We start from the raw sequence: 15566 nt of genomic DNA on the forward strand, positions 1-15566 counted from the left end.
ATGGACGGCAAAAAAAATAAAAAGATAGAACAACTCCAATCTTTCACGCGTGAAAATGAAGGAAAGGAGATGACAACAAATACAGGTGTTAAAATTTCAAATGATGAAAACTCTTTAACAGCTGGAGATCGTGGCCCTACCCTTCTAGAAGATTTCCTTATGCGAGAAAAACTTTCTCACTTTGACCGTGAACGAATTCCAGAACGAGTCGTTCACGCACGAGGATACGGAGCACATGGCATTTTTGAGTTATATGAATCTTTAGAAGAGCTAACAATGGCCCATTTTCTACAAGACCCTTCAAAAAAAACACCGCTTTTCATTCGTTTCTCTGAAGTAGCTGGATCAAAAGGAGCAAATGAAACGAATCGAGATGTAAGAGGATTCGCCGTTAAATTTTATACAGAAGAAGGAAATTTTGATTTAGTAGGAAACAATATTCCCATTTTCTTTATTCAAGATGGCATTAAATTCCCTGATCTTATTCACGCCCTTAAACCAGAGCCGCATAATGAAATTCCACAGGGACAAACAGCACATGATACTTTTTGGGACTTCATCGCCAATAATCAAGAATCAGCTGCAATGATGATGTGGATTATGTCCGATCGTACAATTCCAAGAAGCTTTCGAATGATGCAAGGATTTGGCGTTCATACATTTCGTTTCGTTAATAAAAATGGAAAGTCACGATTCGTGAAATTCCACTGGAAGCCAAAGCTCGGCGTTCATTCGTTAATTTGGGATGAAGCACAAAAACTAGGTGGTGCTGATCCAGATTACCATCGCCGTGATTTGTGGGAAAATATTAATGCTGGAAACTATCCTGAGTACGAACTTGGCATTCAAATTTTAGAAGAAGAGGACGAATTTAAATACGGCTTCGATATATTAGATGCAACGAAAATTTGGCCTGAAGAAGATTTTCCCGTTAAAATCATTGGGAAAATGACCTTAAATCGCAATGTAGATAATGTATTCGCTGAAACTGAACAAGTGGCACTACACCCTGGAAGTATCATTCGTGGTATTGACTTTACCAATGACCCTCTCTTACAAGGTAGACTCTTTTCTTATACAGACACACAATTAGCACGCGTTGGTACAAATTATCAAGAACTACCGATTAACCGTCCAATATGCCCATTTCATAACAATCAAAGAGATGGTGCATCTAAATATATAATCGACAAAGGAAACGTTGCCTACCATAACAATTCCTTAGCAAATAATTCTCCTTATACTGTACCTGGGACAAAGGGGGGGGTCGTTACATATCCTTCTACTGTATCTGGTCATAAAACAAGGGAAACTGCTGCTAGCTTCAAAGACCACTTCTCTCAAGCTCGTTTATTTTGGAATAGTATGAGTCACGTCGAAAAAATCCATATTATACAAGCTTTCTCCTTTGAATTAGGAAAAGTCAAAAGTAAATCTGTCCGCCAACAAGTCGTTGATATGATTGGACATATTAGTACAGAATTGGCTACTTTAGTTGCAGAAGCTCTCGGAGCAAAAGTCCCAAATGTGCAAGAATCCAACGTTACAAAATCATCTCCAGCACTCAGTATGGCAAATACGACCTTTAGTCCTAATACATTACGAGTAGGTGTCATTGTTGCAAATGGATATGATGGGCCAAGCGCACAATATATAATAAATCAGTTCAAACAAGTAGGTCTTCAACCAGTGATCGTTTCCGAACGATTAGGCATAGTGCAGGGGACGTCAAATGGACATTGGGAAGTAAATGATACTTTCTTAACAGGCTCACCACTCCTTTATGATGGATTACTTCTTATCGGCGGAAAGATGGATGATCATTTTCTTAACAAAGCAAGTTCCTTTGTCGTAGAATCATATAATCACTTTAAGCCGATTGGCTCCTTCCAAAACGGCTCTTCTATTATTCAATCTTTAAATATAGAAGGAAAGCCTGGTGTTTTAATAGAACAAGACCCTACGCGACTAGCAAATGAATTTATTAAAGCTATGACAAAACAACGCTTTTGGGATAGAGCATATTCATAAAATAGGGGGACATTTATGTTTGTTACTGTCGAGAAAGATGTGCATATTTTTGTGCAAGACGTTAATCCTAGTCCAGGTAGTAAGACTGTTTTCTTCGTTCACGGATGGCCTTTAAATCATCAAATGTATCAATATCAACTCAATGTTTTACCAGAGCATGGCTTTCGCTGTATCGCCATGGATATACGAGGGAATGGGCAATCTGATAAGCCATGGACTGGTTACACGTATGATCGATTAGCCGATGATATCGCAATTGTTCTAGAAGCACTCCAAGTAGAGAACGCTACATTAGTCGGTTTCTCAGTTGGTGGTGCTCTTTCTATTCGCTATATGTCTCGCTATAATGGGCGCCGCATTTCTAAGCTCGCATTAATTGACGCTGTCTCCCCCTCTTTCGTTAAAAATCAAGAGTCCCCTTACGGTGTACCGAAAGAACAAGCAGATGCTCTCATTAATCAAATGTATGCTAATTTACCAAAATTTTTAAATGATGTATCTTTATCCTTTTTCAATAGAAACTTAGGAGCTGCAACCCTTGAATGGTTTTCTTATCTCGGTATGCAGTCCGCTTCTTATGCCCTTATCAAAATTTTACAAGCAGCTGCAAATGAAGATGTAACGAAAGATTTAAATAAAATTAACGTCCCAACAAAAATCTTCCACGGCGTTCACGACCAACTAATTCCTTACAAAAGTGCTGAGCTTACGCAACAACGAATTAAAAATTCTCAGTTACATGCTCTTACAAATAGTGGCCATGGTTCACCAATCGATCAAGCGGATGAATTAAATAAAGAACTGATAAAATTTTTACATGCATAACAACTGCAATACAAGATTGAAAGTTAACATAATCGATTTTTTACAAAACATAAAATTCACACATTTCTCACAAATATACAAATAAAACGATTACATTTTCATATATACTAAATGTACAAGTAATACTCCCTAAACCCAGCTTGTCTGGTTACCCCGTTAAATACTATGAAAAAAGAACTTGTATCGTTATACAAGTTCTTTTTGTTTCTTTTATTAAAAGAGGATTTCTTTGCTATATTGATTTCCAACGAGTAAATCATATTGAAGCATTTTATATTGCTCTAACATTTCTTTTTGTTTCTTTGTTAAATCATTGATTACTTCCCCATTTTTATCAACTTTTAATTCATCTCTAAGCACTGGTATTTCCTTGTAAAGTCCCGATAAAAATTGATAAAATGAGGATTTATTTAACCCTGCATAATCAAAAATAAGATTAGAAAAATGAATTGGGCTTACTAAACCTAAATTATCATTTGGCATATCAAAGTTTGCATACATTAATAGCGGCGTTTGCGCCATTGCTAAACGTTCACTCGGTGTTTTTTCATTCGTTATATACCCATTTTCTTTATAAAAAGATTTATTTGTTCCTAATGATGGAAGGTGATCTCCAAAGAATACTAATAATGTAGGTCTATCTAAATTATCTAGTTGCTCTATTAAATATTGAAGAGCCTCATCTGAACGTCTTAACCCTTCTGTATACGTCTCTAATTCTCCCTTTGATTCTTCATTTTCTAGCCCGCTAATTTCTATTAGATTTTCACCAAATCGGCCCTCTGTAAATGGAAAATGATTTTGCATCGTAACTGCATGAATAAATGTAGGTTGTTTTTGTTTCTCTAACTCAGCAATTATCTCTTCACTCATCGCTAAATCACTAATATAATCTCCATCAATATCCACATTTTCCATCGTGTCCTCTGCATTAAACTTATCAAATCCTAACACCTTATATACATCATCACGTTTAAAGAATGTGCGTCCAAATGAATGAATTGCACTTGTGTAATAGCCTTCTTTTTTCAAAGCCGTCGGGATTGATGGAATTTCTTTCTTATTTGTAATAACCTGCTGATATGGTATAGAACCTGGCTTTAACAAACTCATTGAATAACTCGTTAATGCCTCAAATTCAACGTTCGCCGTATTTCCCCCAAATGTAGGAGAAATAGTTTGTCCACCAGGAAAGTTTTCTATATAATGATGTAAATTTGGTACAGGATCTTCACTAAAAGAAAGGTTGGTTACTTTCGTCGGATCCCAAAACGATTCACTCATTACAAAAATAATATTCGGTTTCTCTTTTTTCTTTTCGTTCCCTATATTTCCACTATATTGTTTTTTTATATCGTTTGCTATTTGAAGCATATTTTCTTTAGAATAATTTTTTGGTTTTTCCATAACTGTTGTATCTAAATTGCTAATAAACCCCAGTACAAAACCATTTGAAGCATAGTTCTCATTTTGATTCCACAAAACAAAATCTACACCTGATTTTTTAAATACTTTATTCATAAATGTATTCGCAAAATTACCGTACGCATATAGAACAAAAATAGATCCTACTACTAATAAGGCTCTTATTCCTAGATGAATCTTTACATTTTGAATATACCTTCTCATATATATCCCTGCTACAATACAAGCTACGATACTTACAATAATGATTAAAATATAACTCCAGCTAAAATAGTCCATCACCATCGGTATAACAGATTGCATATGCGTAATTTGTGTGAAATCAGAAGGATATAACGGATCCCCTCTGAAAATAAGCTTCAAATAATTCACAATACCTAAAATGACTAACGTACAGCTAGATAAAACCATACTTAGAAAAACCTTACCTATTAAATTATATACAAGAATATATATTGCATAAATTACTACAAAACTTAATATAAACTGCATATTATAAATGTAAATCCAATTCATTGTCTCTATGAAACTCATATTAACTTGCATTACAATATAAAATAATGCTACTGCATGAGCTAGCAAAAATAATATAAAATGCACTCGCAGGGATACCCTAGGTATAGACATCTCTTTTTTATTGAAATGCGTAATATAAAATGTTATGCCCCATATGAAAATCATCATAACACTTAAAACAAGCTTTTGATTTAAATGATCTTTCATCATGTCTAAATTAAAAACCTTTAAAATCATAAACAGCATAGTTATTACTAATAAAGTCACCATACTACTTATAATGCTAGAAATTAATATACTTCTTTTCGGAAGATGAAAAAGTGTAGAACCATACTTCAATTCATTCCCTCTTTTCTATGTATTAATTTCACCCCGCATCAAAAAAACTATTTTTATTAAAATAACATATATCCTATATTTCGTCTGCAAACTTGCTTCTACTATAAATATATTTCCTTAATACTTCCTTAATCAATAGTTAAATTGTGGCATACAAATTACTCATTCTTGAAAAGCTTAATTTCAGCATTCCACTTTATGATATAATAACTACTTTTTAGAAATCCTTAATGCTATTAAAGATTTCACATAAAAATACGAAAAAATTAATAAAAAGGCGTTGCTCATTTTTAACAACTATTACTATAACGAAAAGAACCTGCCACAAGACAGGTTCTTTTCGTTATTTTATGATAAAAGAGAAAATGATTAGCATGTGTATTATATAAAAGGAAGCAGCCATATTTTCCATACGATACATACGAGTACTATAACTACAAAATCAAAAAAATCTAATCTCGGACCTTTTTTCATATTCATATGTAGCCACATATGAAACCATTTTATTTTCATATATTTATGAATGTTTTTCTTGGCAAATCGGTAAATAAGCATTTGCATGATAAAAAATCCGGCCACAAAAATAAATAATAAGATGAGAAATCCAATCACAAAATTCCTCCTATTTTTGTAGCGTTTTTTCTACTATCCGATTTTTCAAAACCCACTCTTCAAACTGGGCACTTCCAAATTCCCAGCTAAGATCGCGAGCATGTACAGAAAAAACGTAATGACCAGCATATTCGTCCATAAACCTCCCTAACTCTACATCGTCTTTCTGAATACCGTATACTCCAAAATTAAAATACACATCCCATACGTCTTCATTCTTCCTCTTATAAGCAATCGATTCCATGTCGCATTCTGTCCCAAAATAATCAAGATGTAAATGTACGCTATCATCGTATTCGTACTCCATTTTATCACCCCTTATATTTGTACTTCTTTACCATCCAAAAAATTCCTGCTATCTACACTCACATATAGGCACTTACCTACATATCATGCTTGTAGAGTGACTTCTAGGAGGTGTTATATAGTGAAAAAATTAATCGCGATTTTTTGCATCATGTTACTAGCTGTTTTTACTTTTGCTGCTTGTAGTAATAAAAAAGAAGGTACGAAAGAACAAACTCAAAACATTCGTGTCGGCGAAGTTACCCATTCTCTCTTCTACGCCCCGTTATATGTCGGGATTGAAAAAGGATTTTTTAAAGATGAAGGACTAGATATTGACCTACAAACAACAGCCGGTGGCGATAAAACGATGACCGCCCTATTATCTGGCGGAATTGATATTGCTCTCGTCGGTTCTGAAACTTCTATTTACGTTCATCAACAAGGAGCGAAAGACCCTATCATTAACTTTGCACAGCTTACACAAACAGATGGGACATTTTTAGTTTCACGTAAAAAACTAGACTCTTTTAATTGGAATGACGTAAAAGGTGTTACATTTTTAGGACAGCGTAAAGGCGGCATGCCGCAAATGGTTGGGGAATACGTTTTAAAGAAAAATGGCATTGATCCTCATAAAGATACAAACTTAATTCAAAATATTGAGTTTGCTAATATTGCAAATGCCTTTGCATCTGGTACTGGAGAGTTTGTGCAGCTCTTTGAACCGACTGCAAGTATACTTGAGAAAGAAGGTAAAGGTTATATCGTCGCTTCATTCGGAAATGAATCTGGTACTGTTCCTTATACAACGTTCATGGCAAAAGAAAGTTTCTTAAAGAAAGATAAAGCTGCTGCTGAAAAGTTCACACGTGCGCTCTATAAAGCACAGCAATGGGTTGATACACATAGCCCAGAAGAGATTGCTGATGCTGTTTCTCCGCTATTTAAAGACACTTCAAAAGACATAACAATACAAGTAATTGAACGGTATAAAAAACAGCATTCTTATGCGACAAATCCACTACTAGATGCGGAAGAATGGAAACAGCTCCAAACTATTATGAAAGACGCTGGCGAATTACAAAAAGAAGTTCCACATGAAGCGCTCGTCAATACAAAAATTGCCGAAAGCGTTATTAAGAAATAGAGGCGAAGTGTATGAGTTTTTTACAAATACGTAACGTTTCTCACTGCTTTTTTGCAAAAGAGAATGCCAAACTTATTCTCGAAGATATGAGCTTACAAGTGGAAGAAGGCGAATTTATTTCTATACTCGGTCCAAGTGGTTGTGGTAAAACAACACTCCTCTCAATCATTGCTGGGCTACTTGATCCAATTGACGGTATCGTCTTTTTAGATGGTGAACCGATTACAACGAAAACTTCATCTATGGGATATATGTTGCAACAAGATTACTTATTCCCTTGGAAAACGATTGAAGAAAATATTATGCTTGGACTTCATATTCGAAAGATTTATGATGAACAGATGAAAGAACATACTTTAAATCTTTTAAAACAAGTCGGTCTACATGGGGTAGAAGGACAATATCCTCGTGAACTATCCGGCGGTATGCGTCAACGTGCCGCTCTCGTTCGAACATTAGCGACTGATCCAAAAATTTTATTACTAGATGAACCATTCTCCGCACTCGATTATCAAACGAAATTAAAACTAGAAGAACTCGTTTTCAACTTGCTAAATAAATATAAGAAAACATCACTACTTGTTACTCACGATATTGAAGAAGCGATCGCGATGAGTGATCGTATTTATTTACTGCAAGCGAATCCTGGAAAAATCGCAAAAACCTTTATCGTCCCGGAAAGTATCCGTTCTTTATCACCGTTAGAAGCACGCCATCACTACGATTTCCCAGCCCTCTTTCAAGATATATGGAAGGAGCTGGAACGACTTGGATAATATAAAACAACTACATGAACAGTTTCGAAAGAAAGAACGTAGGCGTGCTTGGATTGCTCGCTCTCTACAACTTTTACTACTTATTCTTTTCTTTGCACTATGGGAAATATCTAGCAAAAGAGAATGGATTGATCCTTTACTCTTTAGCTCTCCTTCAAGTATTTGGGATCTCTTCTTAACGAAATGGATCGACGGTTCACTTTGGGTCCACATATGGACGACATTGCTGGAAACGGGAGTAGGCTTCATTCTCGGAACAGTACTTGGTGCTATTATTGCAACGTTTCTTTGGTGGATGCCACTTCTAGCCCGCGTACTTGATCCTTATCTCGTCGTCCTAAATGCAATGCCAAAAGTTGCACTCGGTCCAATCATCATCGTTATTTTCGGTCCAAACATTTCATCTTCTATCGCAATGGGAGTAATCATTTCCATCATCATTACCATTCTCGTTATTTACAGTGCGTTTCAAGAAGTCGATTCTAACTATATAAAAGTGATGGACACATTTGGCGCAAATAAATGGCAATGTTATAAGCAAGTCGTTCTCCCTGCATCCTTTCCAGCAATTATCTCAACGTTAAAAGTAAACGTTGGTTTATCCTGGGTCGGTGTTATTTTCGGAGAACTTCTCGTTTCCAAACAAGGACTTGGCTACTTAATTAGCTACGGATTCCAAGTCTTTAACTTCACACTCGTCTTACTTAGCGTACTACTCACATGTGTTCTTGCAACTCTTATGTATGTATTTGTCGAGGCATTTGAAAAAATTCTAATTGGAAAAAGAAAAAGAAGCTGACTCAAAACAGTGCGCTATAGTCAGCTTCTTTCTTTTACCTTTTATCACACATTTTCGTTTCATTTGTAATGTTTCCATCCGCAACCGTAACTGTATGAAAACAGTCTTTCACACGTACTGTAACGACATTATCTTTTCGATCTATCACATGATAATCATTAAACTTTTCATTCAAAGCACTACGAATTTGCTCCCCTTCAAAAATCGGAAAACCGTGAGACATTACCCAAATGAGACCAGCAACAGCAAGAATCGTTTTCATACGTTTCATTACCTCCTCGAGAGTAAACTTATAGTCCCTACAACACGCGCATTATAATTGTGTCTAAATTGTGACATTTTTATACTAATTCTATTTTATACCGCCAGTTCCTTCTTCTTTTCGATAAAAATACAGAATTTTCAATTTTATCAACATGAAAAAACGTAAAGAATTAAAAATTCTTCACGCTTTACTTTAACGAAACTATATCGAACGCATAACTCACATTAGTCTCCACTTTGTTGTTCTATCGTTTTCGAAACATCATATAATCCTGACAGCACTTCCGCTCTCATTTTTACAAGCTCAGGGAACTGATGGAAGAAAGCAATTTTCTTATATTTTAACTCTGTTCCTTCTTTCACTTTTTTTGAATCTTGTAAAATGAACGCTGTAAATGTATCTGCGATATCTTCCGTTACATTTGTTGTTCCATACAGCGATACAAACTCATCATGCTTTTCTTTATAAAATTTAATTTGTGCCTCTTCACTTTCTTCTACTTGCTTTTCTGTCCACTCTTGTTCAATTGGTTTCCAAAATTCATTATAAAATTGGTTAATATACGAAGTTTTTCTCGCACATCCATTTTTCAAGAACACCGTTTTACATTTATTTCGATATGATGAAATGTCTTTCTCTTCATCAAACGCCTCTAAATATTTCCTATCCACTGGTACTTGTTTATGCCCAATCGTTAATACGTGAGCCGTTTCATGAATTAATGTTTTCATCACTTCATCTATATTCACCCCAGAATCGAGCACGTCTAAACTAAGCAACCAATCTCTCGGGTCATCCATACTTGGCATGACATGAGCAACAACGCCATCATAACCATCCGTTATTAGATCAAACCCTGTTATATTCTCACGATATTTCACTGGAATGAGAGTGCGATACATGTCCCATAAAGTTTCATGATACTCTCTATCTTGCCGCTGGCTTAACAAATCATCTTTTGCTACTTCGTCATCTGCAAAAGCTTTATTCAATCTCTTACGATCCAATTTCTCAAAATAAGGATCTACAATTTCATCATCATCGATATAATAAGAAGCTAAAAAGAAATAATTGTCATCCTCTTCTTTTTTCTGTTCCGCCTCTTTCATATTCATACTTTCATACTCTTCTATGTCATAATCCTCTACTTTTTCAAGTTCTGAAAGTCCCTCTATCTTTTTATATACTTTTTGTAATGTTTTATCTCCTATTTGCGTGCACTCTTCTTCTGTTTTACAAATTTCTTTTTCTTTCGTAACCTCAATAGCACTATCGCATCCTGCAACTAAACTGCTTGCTATCATACAACACATTAACTTGCCATACAGTTTCTTCATACAATCCCCCATTATTCCATTCTACAAAATATCATAATCATTTTTTTGTGATTATGCGATAATTAATTATAAAAACTGCAAGGAGGTTTCCCATGATTCGTGCAATCTTATTCGACTTAGATGGCACACTATTAGATCGGCGCCAATCTTTAGAACAATTTATTTGTGACCAATATAATCGCTTCGCCTCACATTTGATGGGCATAGAAAAATCCGAGTATTGTTCTCGATTTCTTGAACTTGATAATAATGGCTATACGTGGAAGGGTAAAGTGTATGCTACTCTCCTTTCCGAATACAACATTACTACTTTAACGCAAGAGCAACTGCTACACGACTATATTACAAACTTCCAACATCATTGTATTTCTTTCAAAAACACGCATGAACTACTTCAACAGTTAAAACAGCGAAACATTAAAATTGGTATTATCACAAATGGTTTTACTGAATTTCAGATGAGCAACCTTCGAGCACTACATATACATACGTATACAAACACCATTCTCGTTTCAGAAACTGAAGGAATTAAAAAACCTCACCCTGAAATTTTCGAACGTGCTTTGCAAAGACTAGATGTTAAGGCAGAAGAATGTCTTTATGTTGGAGATCATCCAGAAAACGATGTGCTTGGTTCTGAACAAGTAGGGATTCTTGGTGTTTGGAAAAAAGATTCATTTTGGGGTGATTTTAAGCATTCACGTATCGTAGATGATTTATTAGAGGTTCTTTCATTTTTAGAGGTAGAGATAAAAATACAATAATAGCAAATAAATTATATCAGCGATTTACCAACAAAAAGTGACCATAATAAGAGGAGGCCGTTGCTCAAAAACGCCTCCTCTTTCTTTATTCATATACTGTAAACTGTGGTTTACTCGGATGATCTTTTACTAGCGCATCATCTGGAAACTTTGAAACTTTTTGATATAAGGCAATGTCACCGATACAACCTGCTGTTAGTAGAATTCCTAAAAATGAGAGTGGCTCCAGATTCATAGCTAATCCCAATACAATTGGCAAAATTCCAGTTGGTAAAAACGGAAGCATTAACACTTTCTTCATTTGCTTTACTGTAACCGCCTGTTTAGAATGAGCATATGCAACACCTAATTTCCAATTAACGCCCCATTTTAGTTCACTCCACGGAATACCTCCGATATAGCGAAATCCTATTAAATGTATCGCTTCATGAATACAGACGAGAACAATCATTGCAATAATAAACAGAAACATCGTTAATAATGTAACTTCAACTTGGACCCCACCTGAAAGAAATATATGCAAATAACCTATTCCAAACGACAAAGCAATTATTATAAAAAATAAAGAAAAGTTTAATTTAACCATCGAAACAGTAACAGTCGTTTCTTTTCTTTTATCCATCTTCCCCCTCCTAAAATGTAAGTATATCTTCGCAAAATTGTATAATATACCCAAAAATAACATAAAGATATATTTACATTTATTATTACATACAAAAAAAGAAACCGGCTACTTTACTTCGTAAAACAGCCGATTTCTTCTATATGTTTCATCGTACGCGCTAATACGTCATCGCGCATTATAAAGCTAAATTTTCTGTTCGTTTTAATGTTGTCAGGAATGTCTTTTAATAAAACAGACCCTTTCGTTTCTTCGTAATGCGTATGTTCTTCTACCGCACTAATTGTTGCAAAATAAATGTTTTTAATGATTATTTTGTCTTTTCCAGATACTTTATATTGTCCTAAGTAAGTTAAATCAGAAACTATGCCGCCAGTTTCTTCATGAACCTCTCGAACTGCCGCTTCTTCCGGTGTTTCCCCTAGTTCTACTTTACCACCTGGAAATTCAAGACCACGACGTAAATGATGTGTTAATAACCATTGATCCCCGTACCGGCATACAACCCAAACATGCTTTGGCTCAGGAGAAAATGGATAACGTTCAAACGATAATTGTACAGTGTTGTGGTAATAATCTTTAAATTTGTACATGCCATTACTCCCCTATTGATGGTTACAAGTTTTTCCTACCACAAATTGTAGCATATTCTCGCTTTTCTGCATAATATTATCCAATTACAATCCATTGATTATTCCCATTTGCGCGACTAATTCTTTCGTCTCATGATTTCCTAAATCGTAAATCATTTTATATGCTTTTTGTAGTTGTTCATCATATCGGTCATTATTTGAATCGTGATGATACTCAACAAATGGAACGTGGGAGCGTACAAATGAACCTAAATCTTCTACATATGCTTGATCGAAGTGCTCTCTTAATTCCGTAATTTCCTCATCATTTGCATAAATTTCAAAATTATACGTATCCGCCGTCTTCACTTGTGAAATTTGACCATTTCCTATTGATATATAATATGTTTTTTTCGTTTCCATGTAACACCCTTCTTTCATCCTTTTATTTTCTATTGTTTTCATCAATTACAAAATTATGTAAAATAAAGAAAAGGAGGGGTTTTATGTTCAAAATATTAATTATCGGTATTATCATCGTCCTAATCATCCTCGTACTCTCCATCATGACAATTAATAAAGGCTATGCTTATAAACATTACGTCGATAAACTAGAAGATAATCCTTATACAAAAAAGAATAAGGAGAATTCCTAATATGCTTCGTATACTCCGCATCATAGTAGCACTCACTGTGTTCGTTATGTCGGCAATTGGATTATATACAGGTCAAAATAATTTTCTACCTCTTTCACAATTTCTATTAGGGGCTTTAATGTTTCTCATCGCATTTGAACAAATAAAGAAAAAGGAGGCAGCAACTGGGCTTATTTGTATTATTTCCGGTGCTTTCATTTGGATTGTTCTCATCATTAGCTATATCAAATAAAAGGAGGTACATGCATGCTAAAAGGAGTACGGATTACTTTATCACTTATTGCTTTATCTATAGCAATCTATGGATTTTTTACTAGTAATAGAGAAATAATGCCGTATATGTTTATCTCTTTAGGAGTTATGGCCCTCACCATAAGTTTAGAGGAAATATTAAAAAGGCAAACAGGAGGTAGTGTGCTCGCTCTACTAGCAGGAGCCGCTGCTTTATTTATTGGTTTCACAGAAATATTCCGATAAATGGTCTAAAGGAGGCTATACAATGCTAACTCTAACTATATTACGGAGTTTTTTAGCATTTCTCATGCTTCTCTTACTCATTCTAAGCACTTATATCCATGTTACCGATAATTTTTCACTTCTCCCATACGTACAATTTATTCTCAGTTGTTTCTTTATTCTTCTAGGAATTAATGAATTGAAATCCGGACGAAAATCAATGAGTATCCCGTATTTTTTCGTTTCCAGTCTCATATTCTTCTTTTTAATATCAAACTACTTTCGTTATATGTAGAATGAAATTTTGACCAATTTAGCATTTATAATTATTTTCTCTCAGTAACTATTTCTTTCTACTTAAGGGGGATTCCATGTTAAAAAACATTCAAATTATAATCGCCACTATCGCTCTTTCTCTCGCCCTATTTAGCTTCTTTGCAAACTTCACTATTCTTTTACCTTACGTGTTTATCCTTTTAAGTATTATGTGTATCCTTTTTGGAATCGATGAAATAAAGAAGCAGCAAAAAACGAAAGCATTTGTTTATTTTCTCTGTTCTGCCTTTGTTTTATATGTTGGAGTGTCTAGTATACTTTCATAAAAAAAGAACATGTTCGCTCTTAATAAAATAAAAAACTGCCCTTTAACAGGCAGTTTTTCTTTATCCAAACACTTTCTCAAGTTCATCTTTATCTTGGCTTAACCAGAAGTTCATTAAGCGTTGTGCTCCTTCTAAGTCATGAAGCTTCGCTTGACCACATTGCGTTTCATTTGCAGCCGGAATTTCTGTAATTTGAACCGCATCTTTTAATGTTAGTTCTAATAAATCAATGATTTCTCGAACTGTCGGTGTTCCGCTCACTACAAGATAATATCCTGTTTGGCAGCCCATCGGTGAAATATCGATAATATCAAAATGCGGATAACGATCAATATATTTACGTAAATTAAATGCTAATAAATGCTCTAACGTATGAATAACATCTGGTTTCATTGCTTGTTTATTCGGTTGGCAGAAACGAATATCAAATTTATTTACAATACCGTCACTACCTACATTGTGAACTCCGCAATGTCTTACATAAGGTGCCTTTACAATCGTATGATCTAATTCAAAGCTTTCTACTGATGGCATACAACATCTCTCCCGCTTTTAATTTAATTCCGTTATATCCAATATGATATAACGGAAATGCACATTAGTAAAGTATTATGTACAGTCGTGCTATAATACTTTAAGAGTATGCTGAAAAGGAGACCATTATGAAACAGATTTTTATTGGGATTATACGCTTTTATCAAAAGTTCATTTCTCCGATGACACCACCAACATGCCGCTTTTATCCAACTTGTTCTCATTACGGATTAGAGGCGTTTCAAAAACATGGTGCACTCAAAGGTTTTTGGCTTACTTGTAAGCGTATATTAAAATGTCACCCTTTCCACCCGGGAGGATTTGATCCTGTCCCAGATAAAAAGGATGACAAAGTAAATTCTTAATTGTCGTAACCATTCACAACTAAATCTAATTTTCCTGTATCAGGATCTATAACAAGACCGTGAACAGGTACTTCTTCTGGAAGTAATGGATGGTTGCGAAGTATTGATACACTATGTTCTACACTTTCTTCTACACTAGAGAACCCTTGTAGGAATCTTTCTAAATCGATTCCAGAATAACGAAGTGTATCTAATTTCTCATTTGTTATACCGCGCTCTTTCATCTTCTCAATTGTACTGCTTGCCTGAATTTTTGCCATACCGCAATCGTGGTGACCAACTACACAAACTTCATCAGCACCAAGTTCATATACAGCAACTAAAATACTACGCATAATACTTCCGAATGGATGTGAGATAACAGCTCCTGCTACTTTAATAATTTTCACATCACCGTTACGCATATTCATTGCTTTTGGTAATAATTCAACAAGACGAGTATCCATACAAGAGATAATTACCATTTTTTTATTCGGGAATTTTCCCGTTTCATACTCTTCGTATCTTTTCTCTTCAACAAATTTTTCATTGTATTGTAAAATCTCTTCTAATGACTTCATAGTAAAAAACCCTCTTTTCTCTCATTTACATTACTTATATAGTGTACCAAAATATGAAAAACTCAAAAAGGATAT

21 protein-coding genes are annotated in these 15566 nt (G+C 34.8%); 11 read left to right on the top strand and 10 right to left on the bottom strand.

The annotated features are described in order from the left end of the window. Both DOS87_RS26100 and DOS87_RS26105 read left to right on the top strand, forming a co-directional pair. Window positions 1–2031, top strand: coding sequence for a catalase (locus tag DOS87_RS26100; protein WP_079246055.1), 2031 nt, complete (start codon window positions 1–3; stop codon window positions 2029–2031). Window positions 2032–2046: 15 nt separating this feature from the next. Next, a complete protein-coding gene (locus tag DOS87_RS26105) occupies window positions 2047–2856 on the top strand; it encodes an alpha/beta fold hydrolase (RefSeq protein ID WP_208730144.1) in 810 nt (269 codons plus the stop codon). 213 nt (window positions 2857–3069) lie between these two features. On the opposite strand, the gene DOS87_RS26110 is transcribed toward DOS87_RS26105, so the two are convergent. The 3 genes from DOS87_RS26110 to DOS87_RS26120 all read right to left on the bottom strand — a co-directional run bounded on the left by DOS87_RS26110 (window position 3070) and on the right by DOS87_RS26120 (window position 6055). After that, window positions 3070–5136 carry an LTA synthase family protein gene (locus tag DOS87_RS26110; protein WP_000873641.1) on the bottom strand — a complete coding sequence of 689 codons (2067 nt, stop codon included), beginning with the start codon at window positions 5134–5136 and terminating at the stop codon, window positions 3070–3072. 381 nt (window positions 5137–5517) lie between these two features. Next, window positions 5518–5748 (bottom strand): hypothetical protein, encoded by a 231-nt coding sequence (locus tag DOS87_RS26115; protein WP_000578979.1) that lies wholly within the window; start codon window positions 5746–5748, stop codon window positions 5518–5520. Between the two features lie 10 nt (window positions 5749–5758). Beyond that, window positions 5759–6055, bottom strand: a complete 297-nt coding sequence (locus tag DOS87_RS26120; protein ID WP_000455579.1) for a DUF3986 family protein — start codon at window positions 6053–6055, stop codon at window positions 5759–5761. Window positions 6056–6175: 120 nt separating this feature from the next. On the opposite strand from DOS87_RS26120, the gene DOS87_RS26125 reads away from it, so the two are divergent. From DOS87_RS26125 to DOS87_RS26135, 3 genes are read left to right on the top strand one after another with little or no spacing between them, the layout of a single operon-like run. Then, on the top strand, window positions 6176–7183 hold the full coding sequence (locus tag DOS87_RS26125; RefSeq protein ID WP_000733138.1) for an ABC transporter substrate-binding protein: 1008 nt from the start codon (window positions 6176–6178) through the stop codon (window positions 7181–7183). A gap of 11 nt (window positions 7184–7194) precedes the next feature. Then, window positions 7195–7959 carry an ABC transporter ATP-binding protein gene (locus DOS87_RS26130; protein ID WP_000009025.1) on the top strand — a complete coding sequence of 255 codons (765 nt, stop codon included), beginning with the start codon at window positions 7195–7197 and terminating at the stop codon, window positions 7957–7959. Further along, window positions 7952–8758: an ABC transporter permease gene (locus DOS87_RS26135; protein WP_000368777.1), complete on the top strand. Its 807-nt coding sequence runs from the start codon at window positions 7952–7954 to the stop codon at window positions 8756–8758. The genes DOS87_RS26130 and DOS87_RS26135 overlap by 8 nt, the downstream gene beginning before the upstream one ends. 34 nt (window positions 8759–8792) lie before the next feature. Here DOS87_RS26135 and DOS87_RS26140 read toward each other — a convergent pair whose 3' ends face one another. Both DOS87_RS26140 and DOS87_RS26145 read right to left on the bottom strand, forming a co-directional pair. After that, window positions 8793–9020 (bottom strand): hypothetical protein, encoded by a 228-nt coding sequence (locus DOS87_RS26140; protein WP_000849112.1) that lies wholly within the window; start codon window positions 9018–9020, stop codon window positions 8793–8795. A 227-nt stretch (window positions 9021–9247) separates the two neighbouring features. After that, complete coding sequence (locus DOS87_RS26145; protein ID WP_000737816.1) at window positions 9248–10360, bottom strand: hypothetical protein; 1113 nt, start codon at window positions 10358–10360, stop codon at window positions 9248–9250. 92 nt (window positions 10361–10452) lie between these two features. Between DOS87_RS26145 and DOS87_RS26150 the strand changes: the two genes are divergently transcribed. Then, window positions 10453–11124: an HAD family hydrolase gene (locus DOS87_RS26150; protein ID WP_000617247.1), complete on the top strand. Its 672-nt coding sequence runs from the start codon at window positions 10453–10455 to the stop codon at window positions 11122–11124. 85 nt (window positions 11125–11209) lie between these two features. Here the strand turns inward: DOS87_RS26150 and DOS87_RS26155 are convergent, their stop codons facing one another. From DOS87_RS26155 to DOS87_RS26165, 3 genes are all read right to left on the bottom strand, one after another. Then, window positions 11210–11746 (bottom strand): DUF3267 domain-containing protein, encoded by a 537-nt coding sequence (locus DOS87_RS26155; RefSeq protein WP_000361285.1) that lies wholly within the window; start codon window positions 11744–11746, stop codon window positions 11210–11212. Window positions 11747–11859: 113 nt separating this feature from the next. After that, window positions 11860–12339 carry an antimutator 8-oxo-(dGTP/GTP)ase gene (gene mutTA, locus DOS87_RS26160; RefSeq protein ID WP_000276385.1) on the bottom strand — a complete coding sequence of 160 codons (480 nt, stop codon included), beginning with the start codon at window positions 12337–12339 and terminating at the stop codon, window positions 11860–11862. Between the two features lie 84 nt (window positions 12340–12423). Then, window positions 12424–12741 carry a hypothetical protein gene (locus DOS87_RS26165; RefSeq protein WP_000448411.1) on the bottom strand — a complete coding sequence of 106 codons (318 nt, stop codon included), beginning with the start codon at window positions 12739–12741 and terminating at the stop codon, window positions 12424–12426. 83 nt (window positions 12742–12824) lie between these two features. Between DOS87_RS26165 and ytzI the strand changes: the two genes are divergently transcribed. From ytzI to DOS87_RS26185, 4 genes are all read left to right on the top strand, one after another. Beyond that, window positions 12825–12974: a YtzI protein gene (ytzI, locus tag DOS87_RS26170; RefSeq protein ID WP_000472793.1), complete on the top strand. Its 150-nt coding sequence runs from the start codon at window positions 12825–12827 to the stop codon at window positions 12972–12974. Window position 12975: 1 nt separating this feature from the next. Further along, the gene (locus DOS87_RS26175; protein ID WP_000944452.1) at window positions 12976–13206 is read left to right on the top strand and encodes a DUF3953 domain-containing protein; all 231 of its coding nucleotides are present in this window, start codon (window positions 12976–12978) and stop codon (window positions 13204–13206) included. Between the two features lie 14 nt (window positions 13207–13220). Continuing rightward, the gene (locus tag DOS87_RS26180) at window positions 13221–13451 is read left to right on the top strand and encodes a DUF3953 domain-containing protein (RefSeq protein ID WP_000912059.1); all 231 of its coding nucleotides are present in this window, start codon (window positions 13221–13223) and stop codon (window positions 13449–13451) included. Between the two features lie 350 nt (window positions 13452–13801). After that, window positions 13802–14032, top strand: coding sequence for a YczI family protein (locus tag DOS87_RS26185; RefSeq protein WP_048565086.1), 231 nt, complete (start codon window positions 13802–13804; stop codon window positions 14030–14032). Between the two features lie 60 nt (window positions 14033–14092). Here DOS87_RS26185 and luxS read toward each other — a convergent pair whose 3' ends face one another. After that, window positions 14093–14566, bottom strand: coding sequence for an S-ribosylhomocysteine lyase LuxS (luxS, locus tag DOS87_RS26190; RefSeq protein WP_001141371.1), 474 nt, complete (start codon window positions 14564–14566; stop codon window positions 14093–14095). Window positions 14567–14694: 128 nt separating this feature from the next. Between luxS and yidD the strand changes: the two genes are divergently transcribed. Next, complete coding sequence (gene yidD / locus DOS87_RS26195) at window positions 14695–14931, top strand: membrane protein insertion efficiency factor YidD (protein WP_000809334.1); 237 nt, start codon at window positions 14695–14697, stop codon at window positions 14929–14931. On the opposite strand, the gene DOS87_RS26200 is transcribed toward yidD, so the two are convergent. Further along, entirely contained in the window at window positions 14928–15491 is a 564-nt protein-coding gene (locus DOS87_RS26200; protein WP_000838173.1) for a beta-class carbonic anhydrase, read from the bottom strand. The two genes, yidD and DOS87_RS26200, sit on opposite strands and share 4 nt — an antisense overlap. Between the last annotated feature and the right edge of the window lie 75 nt (window positions 15492–15566).

Origin of the sequence: Bacillus sp. CR71 (genome assembly GCF_003429245.1) — a bacterium.
Lineage (GTDB): Bacteria > Bacillota > Bacilli > Bacillales > Bacillaceae_G > Bacillus_A > Bacillus_A thuringiensis_S.

What these genes read in the sequence shown, in the direction of transcription:
- DOS87_RS26100 (WP_079246055.1), top strand. Translation starts at nt 1, where the DNA reads ATGGACGGCAAAAAAAATAAAAAGATAGAACAACTCCAATCTTTCACG.
- DOS87_RS26105 (WP_208730144.1), top strand. Translation starts at nt 2,047, where the DNA reads ATGTTTGTTACTGTCGAGAAAGATGTGCATATTTTTGTGCAAGACGTT.
- DOS87_RS26120 (WP_000455579.1), bottom strand. Translation starts at nt 6,055, where the DNA reads ATGGAGTACGAATACGATGATAGCGTACATTTACATCTTGATTATTTT.
- DOS87_RS26130 (WP_000009025.1), top strand. Translation starts at nt 7,195, where the DNA reads ATGAGTTTTTTACAAATACGTAACGTTTCTCACTGCTTTTTTGCAAAA.
- DOS87_RS26140 (WP_000849112.1), bottom strand. Translation starts at nt 9,020, where the DNA reads ATGAAAACGATTCTTGCTGTTGCTGGTCTCATTTGGGTAATGTCTCAC.
- DOS87_RS26145 (WP_000737816.1), bottom strand. Translation starts at nt 10,360, where the DNA reads ATGAAGAAACTGTATGGCAAGTTAATGTGTTGTATGATAGCAAGCAGT.
- DOS87_RS26150 (WP_000617247.1), top strand. Translation starts at nt 10,453, where the DNA reads ATGATTCGTGCAATCTTATTCGACTTAGATGGCACACTATTAGATCGG.
- DOS87_RS26155 (WP_000361285.1), bottom strand. Translation starts at nt 11,746, where the DNA reads ATGGATAAAAGAAAAGAAACGACTGTTACTGTTTCGATGGTTAAATTA.
- mutTA (WP_000276385.1), bottom strand. Translation starts at nt 12,339, where the DNA reads ATGTACAAATTTAAAGATTATTACCACAACACTGTACAATTATCGTTT.
- DOS87_RS26165 (WP_000448411.1), bottom strand. Translation starts at nt 12,741, where the DNA reads ATGGAAACGAAAAAAACATATTATATATCAATAGGAAATGGTCAAATT.
- ytzI (WP_000472793.1), top strand. Translation starts at nt 12,825, where the DNA reads ATGTTCAAAATATTAATTATCGGTATTATCATCGTCCTAATCATCCTC.
- DOS87_RS26175 (WP_000944452.1), top strand. Translation starts at nt 12,976, where the DNA reads ATGCTTCGTATACTCCGCATCATAGTAGCACTCACTGTGTTCGTTATG.
- DOS87_RS26180 (WP_000912059.1), top strand. Translation starts at nt 13,221, where the DNA reads ATGCTAAAAGGAGTACGGATTACTTTATCACTTATTGCTTTATCTATA.
- DOS87_RS26185 (WP_048565086.1), top strand. Translation starts at nt 13,802, where the DNA reads ATGTTAAAAAACATTCAAATTATAATCGCCACTATCGCTCTTTCTCTC.
- luxS (WP_001141371.1), bottom strand. Translation starts at nt 14,566, where the DNA reads ATGCCATCAGTAGAAAGCTTTGAATTAGATCATACGATTGTAAAGGCA.
- yidD (WP_000809334.1), top strand. Translation starts at nt 14,695, where the DNA reads ATGAAACAGATTTTTATTGGGATTATACGCTTTTATCAAAAGTTCATT.
- DOS87_RS26200 (WP_000838173.1), bottom strand. Translation starts at nt 15,491, where the DNA reads ATGAAGTCATTAGAAGAGATTTTACAATACAATGAAAAATTTGTTGAA.